Origin of the sequence: Aquitalea palustris, assembly GCF_003693445.1 — a bacterium.
GTDB classification, from domain to species: domain Bacteria; phylum Pseudomonadota; class Gammaproteobacteria; order Burkholderiales; family Chromobacteriaceae; genus Aquitalea; species Aquitalea palustris.
This window is the reverse complement of the sequence record NZ_RFAR01000111.1, coordinates 1-16,840: the sequence shown is the minus strand read 5'-3', so window position 1 is coordinate 16,840 and position 16,840 is coordinate 1. Positions and strand designations below refer to the sequence as shown.

Here is a 16,840-nt window from a genome sequence, read left to right as displayed (position 1 = left end):
GCCACCACGGCAAAGCCACGGCCCATTTCGCCGGCACGCGCCGCCTCGATGGCGGCATTGAGTGCCAGCAGGTTGGTCTGGTCGGCAATCTCCTTGATGGTTTGCACGATGGAGCCAATCTGCTGCGAGCGCTCACCCAGCTGTTGCACTTGCTGGCTGCCGCGTTCGATATCGGTGGCCATGGTCATGATGCCTTCGATGCTTTGCTCGATGTCGAATACCCCGGCATTGGCCAGTGTCTGGGTCTCTTGCGAGGAGCTATAGGCCAGCAGCGCGGAATCCCGCTCCATGACCTGTTGTTCGACCTGCTGGCTGATGTCGGTGGCAAACTTGATGACGCTGAGTACCTGGCCGTTTTCATCCAGCACCGGATTGTAGTTGGCCTCCAGCCATACGGTGCGGCCATCACGGGTCAGCCGCTGGATGCGGCCACTGTAATGCTGACCGCTGCGCAGGCGTTGCCACAGTGCTTCGTACTCCTGACTGGCGGCGAATTCCGCCGGGCATAGCAGGCGGTGCGGCTTGCCGATCAGGCTGTCGCGGCTGTGGCCGGTGGCCCGCAGGAAATTGTCGTTGGCACTGATGATCTGTCCGTCCGGGGTGAATTCGATCACCGCCATGGCGCGGTTGATGGCTTGCAGGATGGCGTTGTTGCGGGCGGCCTCGTTGACCTTGGCGGTGATGTCGGTGGCAAACTTGATGATGCTGACCACGCGACCTTGCTCATCCAGCAAGGGGTTATACGTGGCTTCCAGCCAGATGCTGCGGCCATCGGCACTGCGGCGCCGGACCCGGCCCTGATAAAACTCGCCCCGGCGCAGCATGTCCCAGAAGCGCTGATAGTCGCTGCCGGCGGCATAGCTGCTGTCGCAGAACAGGCTGTGCTTTTTGCCCAGCAGCTCGGCCTGGCTTTGATAACCCATGGTATTAAGAAAGTTCTGATTGACCTCGATGATGCTGCCATCCGGATTGAAGCGGATCACCGCCATGGAGCGGTCTAGTGCCTTGCCCAGTTGCTGTTCGGCATGGAGTTGCTGCTTGAGCTCGGCTACTTCCTGTTTCAGTTTGCGATCAAACATGTTTTCCCCGTTATCTTCCTGCTTTTAATGGTTATAGCGGATCGGCGTCCACTCTGACAGCGGCATTGCCGCTGCGGTCATGCAGACTGGGCTGCAACAGCTCGCTCAGCCATTGCATGAATACCCGGCAGCGTTGTGGCAGCTGGCGGCGATTGGCATAGAGCAGGGAGACCGGCAGCGGCGCTGCCTGCCAGTCTGGCAGGATTTCCACCAGCTGCCCTGCGGCCAGCTGAGCTGCAACCCCTGCTTGCGGCGCCTGGATGATCCCCATGCCCGCCAGGCAGGCCGCATGGTAGGCATCGGAATTATTCACCGTCAGTGCGCCCGGCATGCTGTACTGGCGCGGGCTACCGCTGCTGTCCTGATATTCGAAACCGCTGCGCCGTCCACCCAGCACGCTTTGGTAATGGATCAGCCGATGGCCGGCCAGATCATCCAGGCCATGCGGCGTGCCATGAGCTGCCAGATAGCCCGGGCTGGCGCAATTGATCTGGCGCTGCCAGCCCAGATGGCGGGCAATCAGGTTGGAGTCGCGCAACTGGCCCACGCGCAGAACGCAGTCGAAACCTTCGCTGAGCAGATCGACCAGCCGGTCGGTGCTACTCAGCTCGATTTCCAGCTGCGGATGCTGTTGCAGAAAGTCCGGCAAGTGGGGCAGTACGGTGTGGCGGGCAATGGCAATGGGTAAATCCACGCGCAAGCGGCCGGACAAGCGGGCCGGCGTGCTGGTAAACAGTGCCTGCAGTTCCTCGACTTCATCCAGCAAGTCCTTGCAGCGCTGGTAATACGTTTGCCCATCCGGTGTCATGCGGACCTGTCGCGTGGTCCGCTGCAGCAAGCGTGCCCCCAGACTGTTTTCCAGTTGCTGGATGGCCGTGGATACGCTGGCCTTGGGCAAGGACAGCTGCGTTGCGGCCCGGGTAAAACTGCCCATCTCGGCGACGCGCAGGTAAATGCGCATGGCTTGTAGCTGATCCATGGCAGGCGGCTCCATTGTCTTGATATCACGAACAGTATGATCGCATACGGCATGTTTATCGCCGTAAAACAAAACAATACACTGCAATCCTGCAGATGCAGCCTGCTTCTGCCCTTTTCTCAGGAGCTTCACATGCAACAGAAAATTGCCCTGGTCACTGGTGGCAGCCGCGGTCTGGGCCGCAATGCCGCCCTCAAGCTGGCCGCCCGTGGTGTGGCTGTGGTACTGACCTATCAAGCAAATCAGGCTGCTGCCGAGGCCGTGGTGGCAGAAATTGACGCCGCTGGTGGCCAGGCTGCCGCCATACAGCTGGATGTGGCACTCAGCAGCAGTTTCCCGGCCTTTTCCGAACAATTGCGCCAGCTGTTGCAGCAGCGCTGGCAGCGCCAGCAGTTTGATTACCTGCTCAATAATGCCGGCATCGGCATCCATGCCGGTTTTGCCGAGACCACAGAAGCCCAGTTCGATCAGTTGCTCAATATCCAGTTCAAGGGGGTGTTCTTCCTCACCCAGGCCCTGCTGCCGTTATTGGCCGATGGTGGCCGTATCCTGAATGTTTCCTCAGGCCTGACGCGGTTTGCCCTGCCGGGCTATGCGGCCTATGCCGCCATGAAGGGAGCGGTCGAGGTACTCAGCCACTATCTGGCCAAGGAATTGGGCCCACGCGGCATCGCTGTGAATGTGCTGGCCCCCGGTGCCATAGAAACCGACTTTGGTGGCGGCGCGGTCCGTGATAATGCGCAGCTCAATCAGTTCATCGCCAGCCAGACAGCGCTGGGGCGGGTCGGTCTGCCGGATGATATTGGGGCGGTAGTGGCCTTGCTGTTGTCGGATGAGGCCGGCTGGATCAATGCGCAGCGTATTGAGGCTTCTGGTGGAATGTTTCTGTAAAGGGGATGCCTGTGTTAAATAGCACAAGTACGAAGACATGAAATTTAACATGAAATATTCAATATGAATAAAGAGCTGCATTTTGCAGCTCTTTTCATTTGCCGCGCACACTTGGCAAGGAAGTTTGAAGTGATATGCTTGGACTGTGAGTATTGAGCAAGCTAATGTGCTTGTCGATATGTCGCTGCTGTCTGCAGGGTAGGTCACGCGCTTCTGCTGCTCGGCAGAATTGTTTTATTTGAAGGAAAGTACTTTGGTCGTATGGCCTCCATTGTCTCAATCGATTAATTTTTTGACATTTTGAATGAGTTTGAAGTTACCAGCCGGCTCCATGCCGGCCGGCGCGTGCAGCTTGTTATTCGGCAATAGTCAGTCAAGGTCAGTGTCGCATCATGATAAATATCAAACAAAATTTGACTAATTGCTGTGCGGATCTTTGTTCCGGCAAAGCGGACGAAGAAAAAATCATCCAGATGATTGCTCTGCTCAAAGCATTTCACGTACTGTATGTCAATGTTCACGCCCCTGAAGCCAGATTGATTCAGCACGTGATCGATAACCTGAAGTCGGTTTATTCGGTTTATCAGTCACGGGATGAAATCGTGCTGATGCCTTACGAAATACGGGAACTGACCGCCGCCAAGCAAGCCTGTATGGCAAAGTCTGGCCGCCGTGGGGCTAATGTCCTGCATTACCTGTATAATGTGTATCTTGAATACTACCGTCAGATGCTGAAAGGCAATCTGGTTTGAATCGTCCTTGGACAAATGCACTAGCGTCATGTCTACGGATAATTGCTGGCGGTTTGATTGCCTTCATTGGAAAAGCCCGCAGTTTGCGGGCTTTTTAAAATGACTAAACTCGCTTATAGCCGGTAGCGTTGTACCGCTTGAGTCATGGAGGCAACCGCCTGATCCAGTTTTTCTGCAGTTGATGCAGTTTCTTTCGCGGCATCGCTAGATTGTTCTGCCATTTGTGCAATTTGCTCCACCTGAACGGCAATGGTGGTGCTGGCGGTGGCTTGCTCACGAATGGCTTCGGTAATTTCAGTGACCAATTCTTTGGCATTTGATGAGGCATGGCCAATTTGCTCAATTGACTGCAGTGCATCATCTGCGCCATGAACGCCAGCATCCACCAGTTTCTGTGTGTCCGCCATGGCAACAGCACTATGTCTTGAGCTTTCAGTAATACTGCGGATGATGGTGTCTATTTCACTGGTCAGTGTGGTAGTACGTTCCGCCAGTTTCCTGACTTCATCTGCCACTACCGCAAAACCTCGCCCTTGTTCACCCGCACGCGCAGCCTCGATGGCAGCATTCAATGCCAGCAAGTTGGTTTGTTCTGCAATATCCTTGATGCTGCCAACTGCGGCAGCCACTTTGCCATTTTCCTGTTCTAGTTGATTGATGCGCTGTGTCGCCTGATTCACGGTGGTATGAATCGAGCGAATATCTTGTACCGTCTTGTCAATCACCACTTTGCCGGAGCCCGCCAGTGCATTGGCTTCAATCGTCTTTTCGCTGGTTGTGCCTGCCCGTGTGCCAACGTGATTGATACTGACAGTCAGCTCTTCCATTGTTGCTGCAATGCTTGCCGAGGCTTCGTTCTGATGGCTGGCTGCTTGGGAAACATGGTTGGCAGCCAGGGTTAGCTTGCTGGTGTAGTCGGTCACTTCTTTGCATGTCGTTGCAATGTGACGCAGGCTGCTATTGATACCTTCAATCAGTTTGTTGAATGCTGTTGCTGTTGTGCCAACTTCATCATGCGCATGATGTACCGTGACTTGTTTGGTGAAGTCCAGGTTGGCCTGAATTTCAGACATTGCATTCTTGAGCTCGTTGAGTGGTTTGGTAACAGAATTGAATGTTCTATACCCGCTAAGAAGGAGTATGGCTGCAGTCAGTACCAGTATTGTGATGGTGACTGTTTTTGCAGTAGCTGCTTGTTCGTCAGATTTGATGACTTCTTGTTCTACGTATTTTTTGTTGTATTCAATATGCTTTTCAATACTGGCCAGTAGGTCATCCGCTTTGGGAATGACTTGTTCTACTCGTATTTTTTTGGCTAATGCTAGATTGCCTTGGTCAAAAGCTGCAAATAATGGCTTGGCAGATTCGTAATAGCTGGAAAGCTTTGCCTTGTCTTCATTGAAGTCGCTACGGTCTTCGTTGTCATTGATCAGTTTTTCATAGCTGGCAATGGATTCTTGCGCTATTTTATACCTTTTTTCCATTAATGCTCTTGTTGCATCTTTTTCATTTTGGTTTTCTGATATCAGATATTGAGTAACGGAAAGTCTTAAGCTCAATGCCGATTTTTGAAACTTGGCTAGTGTGATAATGCTTGGGTAGTCGCTGTCCGAAAAATTTCTTGCGGTGTCCGCGAGTGTGCTTTGCGTGTAAATGCTAAATCCACTAATCACCAGGATAGCAACAAGGGCCAAGCTGATCTGTAGAAGTATTCTCTGGGCTACTGTCATTTTGAATGCTCCGTCTTTGTTATTTTAATACTTCTTATTGGTAATGATTCTCGCTTCCCCGGTAGTGCCTTGAAGCAAATAAAGTGTAGAAGTATTTAACAGCATATTCAATATTATCCATCGGTCATTTCCATGGCATATCAGTCTCGATTACGGTATTGCTTTGAATGACATAAGCCTATGGCCGAGAAGGCTAGCGCATGTCCCAAACGGTAAGACGCAGCCTGTGCGCAAGTGCGCGCTTAACTTCGGCCTTGAATTCATGACCAGGCCCTGATCTGCCACAGCACAAGCGGGTGCGGGTATCGATGAATGGAGTTGCAGCAAAAGCTGAATTGCCAGGGGGCAACAACGCGAAGCGATAGCAGCACGGGCAGGCTCTGGCGCGTACTCTTGGCGCGTGGAGACAGTGCTATCGCACTGTGGAGGCGGGTCCTTGCTGTGTGAATGATCTTTCGCTGCAGATGCGAAAAATGTGCGAATGCCGACGCAAGACCTCGCTGTTTATCAGCGACTGCTGGTCTTGGTGGTTGGGCTTGAACACCGCTGCTACTTGCTTGTCGCTGGTTTGATGTGGTGTTGTGCGGCTGGCGAATGGCGGAAGAGAATGGGAGTCGAACCCACCCGGGACCGCTGGCGGCCCCCTCTGGTTTTGAAGACCAGCCACCCCACCGGGGATGCCTCTCTTCCGTGTCGGCCGATTATACCGGTTTCAGCTGCCGGGTGAAGTTTCGTCCGTGGCCTGGGGACTGCTTGTGCTGAGCTTGGTGAACAGCAGGTTTTCGCGCAGCAGGTGACGGTCGGCCAGGCGGCGGGTGAAGCCGCTGCGATCAAAGAATTCCAGGATCTGTATCGCCAGCTTGCGGCCACAGCCCAGCTGGTTGCGAAAGCTGGCGGCATCGGCATGGCCATGTTGCTGGCACAGCTGGCGGACGATGTCGGCCATTTGCTGTACGGCATCGGCGGCAAAGTAGCGGTCTTGCACCACGGCCAGCACGTGACCCAGGCGGGCGGCCTTGCGTAACAGCTGTCTGAGCTGTTCTTCGTCGAGTTCGCTAATCGCAGCCAGATCGCGGACCCAGTGTGCTTCTCTGCTGTTGGCAAAGCAGGGGGCCAGTTGTTGCCAGTGCGCTTCTTCCTGAGCAGTGAATCCCAGCACATGCTGCGGCAGGTGCAGCCAGCCACGGGTCTGGCGCAGGCTGCCTTGTTGCAGCAGCTGCTCCAGCAGCAGGTTAACGGTGGCTTCCGGTTCGCCAGGCAAGGCCAGCCGGCGCAGGCGGCCACGGCTGGCACCGAGTTGGTCTGGGTGTTGCTGATGCAGTCTGGCCAGCCCATCCAGCAGTTTCTGCTGCAAGCCGGCCCAGCGTTCGGCCGCGTAGAGGCGGCCTGCTACCTGCTGGCCGGCGCTGTGGTGCAGCAAGCTTTGTACGCTGGCGGCGGACTGCTGGTTGGCCCAGGCAAAGTCGTCCAGCATGACGGCCTGCTGGCTGCTGAGTAGCGCTAGCTTGGCTGGCAGGCTCAGCTTGGGGTCTTGCAAGTGGCGCAGCTGTTCCAGCCGTTCGGGCAGGCGTTTGCCGCGCGTTGGTGGCTGCAGTTCCAGTACTTGTGCGCCGGCGATGGTGTCGCGGGCGCTGGCATCGCGCAGGATGAGCCGGTCATCATCGGCCAGCCACAGTGGCTGATCCAGCGTGAGCTCGGCCAGGGTCTGGGCGCCTGCTTCCAGCTGACTGCGGCTGAGCAGGGCCAGGCGGCCGGTGGTGTGGCGGGCGGCATGGTGGATATGCACGGCCTGCCAGTGCTTGAGCGGTGCAATGGCGTGCAGGGCGATGGTGATGCGCTGGCTGGGCGGCGGCGGCGCGCTGGCCAGCAGCCAGTCGCCACGCTGCACCTGCTGCTTTTCCACATCGCCAACCAGATTGAGCGCAATGCGCTGGCCGGCCTGGCCTTGGTTGGCGCTGGCATTTTGCACATGCAGGCTGCGTACCCGCACCGCCACGTTGCGGCCAGTCAGCCAAAGTTTGTCGCCGACTGCCACGCGGCCGCCCAGTGCAGTACCGGTGACCACCAGGCCGGCACCGCTGAGGGTGAAGGCACGGTCGATGGCCAGGCGGAAACGCAAGTCGGCGGCAGCCTCCGGCAGGCTGCCTTGCTGCAGCAGATGCTGGCGCAGGTCGGCGATGCCCTCACCGCTGTGGCTGGAGACGACAAACAGCGGGGCGTCGGCCCAGCGGCTGTCTTGCAGTAATTGGCGGATGTCGGCGACAACTTGTTGCTGATGCGCCTGGTCGACCAGATCGCATTTGCTGATGACAATGCTCAGCTGCGGGATGCTGCACAGTTGCAGAATGGCCAGATGCTCGCGGGTCTGCGGCATGATGCCGTCGTCGGCTGCCACCACCAGCAGGGCGTGCGGAATGCCGGACAGGCCACACAGCATATTGGCCAGAAATTTCTCGTGGCCGGGCACATCGACAAAGCCCAGCACCCGGCCATCTGCCAGCGGCAGGTAGACGTAGCCCAGGTCTATGGTCATGCCGCGCTTTTTTTCCTCGGGCAGGCGGTCGGCATTGTGGCCGGTCAGCGCCTGCAGCAGCGCGGTTTTGCCATGGTCGATGTGGCCGGCAGTGGCAAAAATCATGCGATGGAGCGGTCGGCCGGATGCTCCAGCCCCACCGGGTCGATATGGGTCATGACATTGAGTACCGGGTGTTGCTGCATCACCATGTCGCGGGCGCGTTCGGCGATGTCGTGGGCATCGAACACATTCATGTGGCCATCCACTTCCAGGTGTACATCCACCACGATCAGGTCACCCATTTTACGGGTGCGCAAATCATGCAGTGCCAGCACGCCTGGGGTGACCAGCAGGGTCTGGCGGATGGCAGCGGTTTCTTCGGCATCGGCGGCACGGTCCATCAGGTCGTGCAGCGAATTCCAGGCGAAGCTCCAGCCCATCTTGCCGACGATGAAGCCGACAATCAGCGCGGCGATGGGGTCGAGAATGGGATAGCCCATCAGGTTGCCGACAATGCCAATGGCCACCACCAGCGAGGAGGCCGCGTCGGAGCGGGCATGCCAGGCATTGGCCACCAGCATGCTGGAGCGGACACGCTGGGCCACGGCCAGCATGAAACGGAACAGCAGCTCCTTGCTGACCAGTGCCGTGATGGCTACCCACAGCGCAATGCTGTGCACGGTGGGAATGGCCGAAGGGTCGTGAAACTTCACGGCGGCCGACCACAACATACCGATGCCCACCGCCAGCAGCAACATGCCCAGCACCAGCGAAGCAGCGTTTTCATAGCGCTGGTGGCCGTACTGGTGGTCGGCATCCGGTGCCTTGCGGCTGTGATGGCCGGCCAAAAGCACCACAAAGTCGGATAGCAGGTCGGACAGCGAATGAATACCATCGGCCACCAGCGCCTGGGATTTGGCGAATACGCCAATCAGTACCTGGGCGGTCGCCAGTACGATATTGACCCAGACGCTGACCATGGTGCTGCGGTGGGCCGCCCGGTCGCGTGCGGCCATATCACCTGGTTCATGCGGTGTGTGGCTGGTGTGAATGGTCATGACAATACAGTTCAAAGCGGGTGGGGAATGCAGTATGCCATAGCTGGCTTAAGTTTTTATTAATTGGTTTTTATTTTTCGGTAAATAAAAACAATAATAAGAATGATCTGCATTTCGCCGGGGTTAGTGGCTGATCATGTCAGAATAGCCACTGTTATCCATACTGTTACGGAATGATCTTGGCTCTATTGCTCAAGTCTCTGCTCGGTGCGCTGGCGGTGGTGCTGATCAGCCTGCTGTCGCGCTCGCGCAATTATTATATTGCCGGCCTGGTGCCACTGTTTCCCACTTTTGCGCTGATTGCCCACTACATTGTCGGTAGCGAGCGCGGTGCGCTTGCGCTGAAAACCACCGTGCTGTTCGGCATGTGGTCCTTGCTACCGTATTTTGTCTATCTGTTCAGCCTGTATTGCCTGGTCGACCGCCTGCGTCTGCCCTGGGCACTGGCCGCCGCCACGCTGAGCTGGGCGGTGGCAGCCTTTGTGCTGATCCAGGGCTGGAGCCGCTGGCACGGCTAGCTGGCTGAGTCTGCCGGCTGCAGGTTGGCGAGAAACGCCGCTTCATCTTCCAGGCAGCGCAGGTCCAGCCACAGCTTGCCATCGAATAGCCGGCCTATCACCGGCGCGGGCAGGCTGCGCAGGCGGCTGGCCAGTGCTTCCAGCGTGCTGCCGCGGCCATCAAGGGCACTGAAGGTGATGGCCCAGCTGGGCAGGCGGTCTACCGGTAGCGAGCCGCTACCAATCTGCGACAGGCAGGCGGCACTGGCGGTGTCGAACTCGGCTCCGGCAAAGCTGCTCAGGCTGTCCAGCAGGCGCGTGGCCTGTTCTTGCATGTCGGCTTGCGGGCGGGTCAGCCGGCGCAGGGTGGGCAACTGTTGTGTCAGCTTGTCTGGCTGCAGGTAGAGCCGCAGCGTGGCTTCCAGTGCAGCCAAGGTCATCTTGTCGCAGCGCAGGGCGCGCTTGAGCGGGTGTTTCTGGATTTTGTCTATCCAGCTTTTCTTGCCGATGATCAGCCCGGCTTGCGGTCCGCCCAGCAGCTTGTCGCCGGAAAAGCTCACCAGATCCACCCCCTGCGCAATCATCTGCTGCGGCATGGGTTCGGCCGGCAGCCCGTAGGCGGACAGGTCGATCAGCGCGCCCGAGCCCAGATCGGTGGCCGCCGGCAAGCCGTGGTGGCGGGCCAGTTCGGCCAGTTCGGCTTCGCTGACACTGTGGGTGAAACCTTCGATATGGTAGTTGCTGGTGTGTACCTTCATCAGCAGCCCGGTTTCCGCATTGATGGCCTGGCTGTAATCGCGCAGATGGGTGCGATTGGTGGCGCCCACCTCCACCAGCCGGCAGCCGGCCTGGCGCATCACATCCGGCATGCGGAAGGCGCCGCCGATTTCCACCAGCTCGCCACGCGATACCACGACTTCACGTCCGGCTGCCACGGTGGAGAGCAGGATCAGCACGGCAGCGGCATTGTTGTTGACCACGCAGGCGGCTTCGGCGCCGGTCAGCTCCTGCAGCAATCCGCTGATGGCGGTATCCCGATGACCACGGCCAGCCCCGTCCAGATCGTATTCCAGTGTCACCGACTCGCGCATGGCGTGGCTGACCGCCTCCACGGCGGCCTCGGCCATTGGCGCGCGGCCCAGATTGGTATGCAGCACGGTGCCACTGAGATTGAACACCGGCCGCATCTGCATCTGCTGGCGGCTGGCCACGCGCTGGCTGGCGGCCTGTGCCAGTTGTTGTTCGTCTGCGGCCCAGTCGGGCAGGCTGTTATTGGCACGGATGTGCTGGCGTGCTTCATCCAGGGTCTGGCGCACGGCCTCGGCCAGTGCGGCGCTGCCATGGCGGTCGATGACCTTTTCCAGCAGGCGGTGATTGAGCAGCCGGTCTACCGAGGGCAGGCGGGCGTACAGGTTTTTCAGCTCCATGGGGCCTTCTCAGAATCGGGAAAATCGGTATAGCAGATACAGCAGGGCCACCAGTAGCAGATTGCCGGCCAGCCAGCCTAGGATGTGCCGCCACTGGCTTTGCTGATCCCTTGCCGGTTCGCAGCGTTGGCGGTGCAGGGTATGGGCGATGCATTGCCAGCCGCTCCAGGTGGCTTCGGCGATATCAGCGGGGAGCGATAACAGTCTGTGGTCCTGCTGTGGATCACGGGTATGCATGGTGTGGCTCCTGCAAGTGGGGGAGGACTCCCTCCTTGCATACTAGCCGAGCCGACGCAGCAATGGGTAGCGGCTGTGCAACTGCACGTATAATGGCGCGATGACACATGATGCCACCCCCCCCTTTGCCGGCCTGACGCCGGATGCGCTGCTGGATGCGGTGGAAAGCCTGGGCCTGCGGGCCTCTGGCAGCCTGCTGGCACTCAACAGCTATGAAAACCGCGTCTATCAGGTGGGCATGGAAGAAGGCCCGCCGCTGGTGGCCAAGTTTTACCGCCCGCAGCGCTGGAGCGATGCGCAGATCCTGGAGGAGCATGCGTTCAGCCAGCAGCTGGCCGAGCGCGAGATTCCGGTGGTGCCGCCACTGCTGTTTGACGGTGCCAGCCTGCATCAGCATGGTGGTTTCCGTTTTGCCCTGTTCGCCCGCCGTGGCGGACGGGTGCCGGAGCTGGGTGACAGCCACACGCTGGAGTGGATTGGCCGTTTCCTGGGGCGGATTCACGCACTGGGGCAGATAGAGGATTATGCCCAGCGGCCGCAGCTGGATATCGACAGTTTCGGGGTGGAGCCGGTGAACTATCTGCTGGCCAACAATTTGTTGCCGCCTGATCTGCGCGAAGTGTATCGCGGTGTGGCGGCCCAGGCGCTGGATGGCGTGCGGCGCTGCTTTGACCGTGCCGGCACGGTGCGCCAGTTGCGCCTGCATGGCGATTGCCATAACGGTAACATGCTGTGGACCGACGATGGTCCGCATTTTGTCGACTTCGACGACAGCCGCATGGGGCCGGCCTTGCAGGATTTGTGGATGTTGCTGTCCGGCTCGCGCGAGGAGCAGTCAGCGCAGCTGGCGGATGTATTGGCGGGATACGAGGATTTCTGCGATTTCAATGTGCGCGAGCTGTATTTGCTGGAGGGCTTGCGTACCTTGCGCCTGCTGCATTATTCGGCCTGGCTGGCGCGGCGCTGGCATGATCCGGCTTTCCCGGCTGCCTTTCCCTGGTTTGCCCAGCCGCGCTTCTGGGAAGAGCAGATCCTGTCGCTGCGCGAGCAGATCGCCCTGATGGACGAACCACCCTTGTGGCGTTTGCCCTGATCCGGCTTGCCGCCGCCTAACTGATGGCCGGCGGCATCTCGCCGGCCATGTGCTGGCGCTGCTTGGCCCAACTCTGCATGAGTGCGGCTTCCATGGGCCGGGCAATGTAATAACCCTGCCCCAGATTGCAGCCGCGTGCCTGCATCAGCTCCATGTCTTGCCGGGTTTCTATGCCCTCGGCGACCGTGGTCAGCTGCATGCGCTGCCCCAGCTCGATGATGCTGTTGGCGATGGCTTGCAAATGCGGCTTGCTGCCAATGGCGGTCACCAGCGAGCGGTCGATTTTCAGCTCGGTGAAGGGAAAGTGCGTGAGCTGTTGCAAGGTGGCAAAGCCAGTGCCGAAATCGTCGATGGACAGGCCGAAGCCGGCCAGTCGCAAGCGCGCGGCCATGCCGATGGCTTCCGGCAGATTGTCGGCGATGGCGGTTTCGGTGATTTCAAAGGTAATGTAGCGGGCGGGAACCCTGGCACGTTGCACGCGGCTTGCCATTTCGTCGACCAGGGTGCCGCCCTGCAGCGAACGGGCGGACAGATTGATGGACAATGGCAGGCGCAGGCCCTGGCGGGTCCATTCCTGCCATTGCTGCAGGCCTTGCTCCAGCATGGTGAGCGTCAGCTCGGTGGCCCAGCCATATTGCTCGATGACCGGGATGAAGCTGCCCGGCATGATCAGCCCGCGACTGGGGTGCAGCCAGCGCGCCAGCATTTCCGTGCCCTTGAGCTGGCCACTGCCCAGGTCGATCTTGGGCTGGTAATAGGGAATGATCTGCTGCTGTTCCAGTGCCTGGCGGACTTCGGCCGCATCGCACAGCGCGCAGCTTTCCTTGCTCTTGGCCGACTGCAGGCTAAGCCGTGCCAGCAGGTCCTGTAGCTCTCCGGCTTGCAGCGGTTTTTTCAAGCCCCCCAGCACCGGCAGCCCCAGTCCGCTGCCCATCAGCTCCAGCGTGGAAATCAGGATGTAATCCTTGCCCGAGGTCAGGATGATGTAGGGCGTCAGTTTCTCCAGCGCCAGCTGTTGCATGACCTGCACGCCGTCCATGCGTGGCATCTCCAGGTCGAGCAGCATCAGGTCCGGCACTTGCTGGCGCACCAGCGCCATGCCTTCCTCGCCGTTGACCGCGTGGCGAATGCGGGTAAATCCCAGCTGGCTGCATAGTTCGCTGGCCAGCTGTCGGTGCAGGTGGCTGTCGTCGACGATCAGCACATCCTGCAGGGTGGTCAACTGCATGAACGGCTCTCCCTTAGCGGCAAATGGCCTTGGCCATGGCATCCAGCGCGATGACCTCATCGGCGGCCCCCAGCTTGATGGCCTCCTTGGGCATGCCGAACACCACGCAGCTGTCTTCGTCCTGGGCGATGGTGCGGGCGCCAACATCATGCATTTCCTTCAGCCCTTTGGCACCGTCGTCGCCCATGCCGGTCATGATGATGCCCAGTGCGTTCTTGCCGGCGAATTTGGCGGCCGAGCGAAACAGCACATCGACCGAGGGCTTGTGGCGGCTGACCAGTGGCCCGTCCACCACTTCCACTTGGTAGTAAGCACCACTGCGCTTGATCATCATGTGCTTGCCGCCGGGGGCAATCAGTGCCCGGCCTGGCAGGATGCGGTCGCCCGTGGCTGCTTCCTTGACTTCGATTTCCGACAGCCGGTCCAGCCGTTCGGCAAAGGAAGCGGTGAATTTTTCCGGCATGTGCTGCACGATGGCCAGCCCCGGACAGGTGCGTGGCAGCTTGGTGAGAATGGCCTCCAGCGCCTGGGTGCCGCCGGTGGAAGTGCCGATGGCGACAATGCGTTCGGTGGTCTGGAACATCTGTTGCCCGGTGGGTGCAGCCAGGATGGCATCGGCCGACAATTTGGGGCGGCTTTCCAGTGGTGTGGGCGGCAGGGTGCGCATGCGGCTCATGCGGGCCGCTGCCGCGCCCTTGACCGCCTGGATCAGCAGATTGTTGCTGTCCTGCAAAAACTGCTTCACCCCGGCATGCGGTTTGGCAATCACCTCCACCGCACCGGCAGCCATGGCCTGCATGCTGATGTCGGCCCCCTTCTGGGTGAGCGAGGAGCAGATCACCACCGGGGTGGGGCGGCTGGCCATGATCTGCTTGAGAAAGGTGATGCCATCCATGCGTGGCATTTCCACATCCAGCACGATGACATCCGGCCAGTGCTGCTTCATTTTTTCCATGGCGACGATGGGGTCGGTGGCCACATCCATCACCTCGATGCCGCTGCTGGCGTTGAAGACTTCGCTCAATACCTGCCGTACCACGGCGGAGTCGTCGACAATCATGACCTTGATGCTCATGCTTTTTTCCTTTTTTTGCCGGCCAGCGTGGCGCCCGTATCGTGATCCTGCGACAGGCGCACCCAGACATCACCGGATTGCACATCAAACACCACCATTCTGGGACAAGCCCCGCCCAGATCCTCTGCCTGCACCGCCAGCCCCAGTTGCCGTGCCAGCAAACGGGCCATGTCGGCATTGCGTGCGGCAACATCGTTGCTGCCGTGTTCTCCTTCCAGCGTGGCCAAGATGGCTGCGCCGCCAATCAGCTTGACCCGGAATTCCTGCAGAGGCCGTCCGGTGGCCAGTACTTCGCGCAGTAACAGCAACATGGCCTCGTCGCCATAACGGCCGGACAACTCGCGGCTGCCCCGCTCGCTGCGGTGTGCCAGCAGGTAGTGGCACATGCCGCCCACTTGCAGTTGCGGGTGCCACAGCACAATGGACACGCAGGAGCCCAGCAGCGTGCTGATGACATGCTCCCGGTCGGAGAAGATCCATTCGCCGGGGTGCAGAAACACTTCCTTGCGCGGGCTGCTGGTCATGATGCTTTCACTTGGCGGCTGCAGCGCAGCGACTCCATGCAGAAACCGGTGGCAGGGGCGATAAGCTTGCCTCTGCGGCGTGGTCGAGCCTGCGCTACTGCATGCATGCAGGAACAGGCCCTCATCCAATCTAGCCCATCAGGCAGAGGCTTTCCGCCTTTATCTGCACCCCCGCCGGGGCGGATAGGCTGGCCATCTCCTCGATGGACAGCACTTTGTCCATTTGCAGCAGCATGATGAAACCATGTTGCCGGTGAGTGACACCGGCAATGAAATCCGGCCGCAGATGGTTGCCAAAGGCTGGTGCGGACAGGATGTCGTCGGCAGTCAGGCTGATCACTTCGTGTACTGCATCCACCAGTATGCCGACATACTGCCGCTGCCCTTCCTGGCCGGCTTCCAGAATGACGATGCAGCTGCGGCGCAAGATGGTGCTGGCGGGCCGGCCGCAGCGCTGGGCCAGGTCGATGACCGGCACTACCGTACCGCGCAGATTCATTACCCCGTGCACAAAAGCTGGCATTTGCGGCACGCTGGTCAGTCGGTGATATTCCAGGATTTCCTTCACCTGCAGGATATTGCAGGCGAAGACATCGGTACCCAGCTGGAAGCTGAGGTACTGCTCCGGTTCGCTCTGCCTAGTCATGGGCATCCTCCTGCAGCAGTAAGTCCGGCTGCGCTGATGGCACCGCTGCGGGAGCGAGCCGTGCCAGCTCGTCCAGCGACAGCAGGCGCTTGGCATCCAGCAGCACGGTAAAGCCCTGCGCTTCGCGCAGCAGGCCGGCAATGAAGTGCTCGGGTAGCAGGCCTCCCAGTTGCGGTGCATCCTCGATCTCGCTGCGTGCCAGTTCCAGCACGGCATACACTTCGTCGACCAGTATGCCGATTTCCCGTGACGGCTGGCTGTCGGCCAGTTGCAGGATGATGATGCAGCTGCGGCGCTGTGGTGCAGCGGCGGGCAGCCCCAGACATTGCGCCAGTTCAATGACCGGTACGCCGCTGCCACGCAGGTTGAGCATGCCGCACAACGGTGGCGGCATGTTCGGCAGCGTGGTCAGCGGCTGGTACTCCAGCAGTTCGCGCACGACTTCGATGGGTAGGCCCAGCTGGTGTGGCCCGGCCCGCAGCCGCAGGTATTGCAGCAGCGATGGCGGCGGCGGTGGGGCCACGGCAGCCTGTTTCGCTTTGCGCCAGTGTTGTTGTGCGCCCATGACTCGCGGCCTAGTAACGGATGTAGTCGGACTCGTCGGTCGCAGTGGCAGCGACACGGCGCAGCTGCTGTGGCATGCCGTACTTTCCGGCACCGCCTCTGCTGCTGGAGGGGAGTGGGGCTGTGCCGTCGTGCAAGCGGAAGAAGCTCACCAGCTCCAGCAGATTTTCCGCCTGGCTGCTCATCTGTTCGGCGGTGGAGGCCAGTTCCTCGCTGGCCGAGGCGGTTTGCTGGGTGGTGGCATTCTGTTGCTGGACGGCACTGCTGATCTGGTTGACCGCGCTGGCCTGCTCATTGGAGGCGGCGGCGATTTCCTGCACCAGATCGGCAGTACGGCCACTGGAGCGAACCATTTCCCCCAGCAACTTGCCGGCCTGCTCGGCCAGGCCGACGCTGCCGGCGGCAACCTGGCTGATTTCCTGGGCGGCGATCTGGCTGCGTTCGGCCAGCTTGCGCACTTCTGCCGCCACCACGGCAAAGCCCTTGCCGTGTTCGCCGGCACGCGCGGCTTCGATGGCGGCATTCAGTGCCAGCAGATTGGTCTG

General features: G+C 59.7%; 17 protein-coding genes and 1 tRNA gene. 4 read left to right on the top strand and 14 right to left on the bottom strand.

Annotated elements, in window-relative coordinates; genetic code table 11:
* Positions 1-1,079, bottom strand: a 1,079-nt coding sequence (locus tag EAY64_RS20860; protein WP_103526292.1) for a methyl-accepting chemotaxis protein, incomplete at its 3' end; no start/stop codon positions are given.
* 31 nt (positions 1,080-1,110) lie between these two features.
* Positions 1,111-2,058, bottom strand: a complete 948-nt coding sequence (locus EAY64_RS19065) for a LysR family transcriptional regulator (protein ID WP_103526291.1) — start codon at positions 2,056-2,058, stop codon at positions 1,111-1,113.
* A 132-nt stretch (positions 2,059-2,190) separates the two neighbouring features.
* Here EAY64_RS19065 and EAY64_RS19060 point away from each other — a divergent pair, with 132 nt between their 5' ends.
* The gene (locus EAY64_RS19060; protein ID WP_103526290.1) at positions 2,191-2,949 is read left to right on the top strand and encodes an SDR family NAD(P)-dependent oxidoreductase; all 759 of its coding nucleotides are present in this window, start codon (positions 2,191-2,193) and stop codon (positions 2,947-2,949) included.
* Between the two features lie 392 nt (positions 2,950-3,341).
* Positions 3,342-3,701, top strand: coding sequence for a hypothetical protein (locus EAY64_RS19055; protein ID WP_103526289.1), 360 nt, complete (start codon positions 3,342-3,344; stop codon positions 3,699-3,701).
* Between the two features lie 113 nt (positions 3,702-3,814).
* Here the strand turns inward: EAY64_RS19055 and EAY64_RS20855 are convergent, their stop codons facing one another.
* The 4 genes from EAY64_RS20855 to EAY64_RS19035 all read right to left on the bottom strand — a co-directional run bounded on the left by EAY64_RS20855 (position 3,815) and on the right by EAY64_RS19035 (position 9,004).
* Entirely contained in the window at positions 3,815-5,431 is a 1,617-nt protein-coding gene (locus EAY64_RS20855; RefSeq protein ID WP_103526288.1) for a methyl-accepting chemotaxis protein, read from the bottom strand.
* Positions 5,432-6,026: 595 nt separating this feature from the next.
* Positions 6,027-6,121 (bottom strand) — tRNA-Sec (locus tag EAY64_RS19045).
* A 22-nt stretch (positions 6,122-6,143) separates the two neighbouring features.
* Positions 6,144-8,069, bottom strand: a complete 1,926-nt coding sequence (selB, locus tag EAY64_RS19040; RefSeq protein WP_103526287.1) for a selenocysteine-specific translation elongation factor — start codon at positions 8,067-8,069, stop codon at positions 6,144-6,146.
* Positions 8,066-9,004 carry a cation diffusion facilitator family transporter gene (locus EAY64_RS19035; RefSeq protein WP_103526286.1) on the bottom strand — a complete coding sequence of 313 codons (939 nt, stop codon included), beginning with the start codon at positions 9,002-9,004 and terminating at the stop codon, positions 8,066-8,068. Before EAY64_RS19035 ends, selB begins: the two co-directional genes overlap by 4 nt.
* 173 nt (positions 9,005-9,177) lie before the next feature.
* Between EAY64_RS19035 and EAY64_RS19030 the strand changes: the two genes are divergently transcribed.
* Positions 9,178-9,522, top strand: a complete 345-nt coding sequence (locus EAY64_RS19030) for a GlpM family protein (RefSeq protein ID WP_226034197.1) — start codon at positions 9,178-9,180, stop codon at positions 9,520-9,522.
* Here EAY64_RS19030 and selA read toward each other — a convergent pair.
* Positions 9,519-10,928: an L-seryl-tRNA(Sec) selenium transferase gene (selA, locus tag EAY64_RS19025; protein ID WP_103526285.1), complete on the bottom strand. Its 1,410-nt coding sequence runs from the start codon at positions 10,926-10,928 to the stop codon at positions 9,519-9,521. The genes EAY64_RS19030 and selA overlap by 4 nt on opposite strands.
* A gap of 9 nt (positions 10,929-10,937) precedes the next feature.
* Positions 10,938-11,165, bottom strand: coding sequence for a hypothetical protein (locus EAY64_RS19020; protein ID WP_103526284.1), 228 nt, complete (start codon positions 11,163-11,165; stop codon positions 10,938-10,940).
* A gap of 100 nt (positions 11,166-11,265) precedes the next feature.
* On the opposite strand from EAY64_RS19020, the gene EAY64_RS19015 reads away from it, so the two are divergent.
* Positions 11,266-12,258 (top strand): serine/threonine protein kinase, encoded by a 993-nt coding sequence (locus tag EAY64_RS19015; protein WP_103526283.1) that lies wholly within the window; start codon positions 11,266-11,268, stop codon positions 12,256-12,258.
* Positions 12,259-12,274: 16 nt separating this feature from the next.
* On the opposite strand, the gene EAY64_RS19010 is transcribed toward EAY64_RS19015, so the two are convergent.
* The 6 genes from EAY64_RS19010 to EAY64_RS18985 form a co-directional block, all read right to left on the bottom strand.
* On the bottom strand, positions 12,275-13,486 hold the full coding sequence (locus EAY64_RS19010) for an EAL domain-containing response regulator (protein ID WP_103526282.1): 1,212 nt from the start codon (positions 13,484-13,486) through the stop codon (positions 12,275-12,277).
* A 13-nt stretch (positions 13,487-13,499) separates the two neighbouring features.
* Positions 13,500-14,561 carry a protein-glutamate methylesterase/protein-glutamine glutaminase gene (locus tag EAY64_RS19005; protein ID WP_103526281.1) on the bottom strand — a complete coding sequence of 354 codons (1,062 nt, stop codon included), beginning with the start codon at positions 14,559-14,561 and terminating at the stop codon, positions 13,500-13,502.
* Positions 14,558-15,085, bottom strand: a complete 528-nt coding sequence (locus EAY64_RS19000) for a chemotaxis protein CheD (protein WP_103526280.1) — start codon at positions 15,083-15,085, stop codon at positions 14,558-14,560. Before EAY64_RS19000 ends, EAY64_RS19005 begins: the two co-directional genes overlap by 4 nt.
* A gap of 130 nt (positions 15,086-15,215) precedes the next feature.
* Positions 15,216-15,731, bottom strand: coding sequence for a chemotaxis protein CheW (locus tag EAY64_RS18995; protein ID WP_226034198.1), 516 nt, complete (start codon positions 15,729-15,731; stop codon positions 15,216-15,218).
* The gene (locus EAY64_RS18990) at positions 15,724-16,296 is read right to left on the bottom strand and encodes a chemotaxis protein CheW (RefSeq protein ID WP_103526279.1); all 573 of its coding nucleotides are present in this window, start codon (positions 16,294-16,296) and stop codon (positions 15,724-15,726) included. The genes EAY64_RS18995 and EAY64_RS18990 overlap by 8 nt, the downstream gene beginning before the upstream one ends.
* A 10-nt stretch (positions 16,297-16,306) precedes the next feature.
* A partial coding sequence (locus EAY64_RS18985) for a methyl-accepting chemotaxis protein (RefSeq protein ID WP_369407079.1) occupies positions 16,307-16,840 on the bottom strand: 534 nt, incomplete at its 5' end.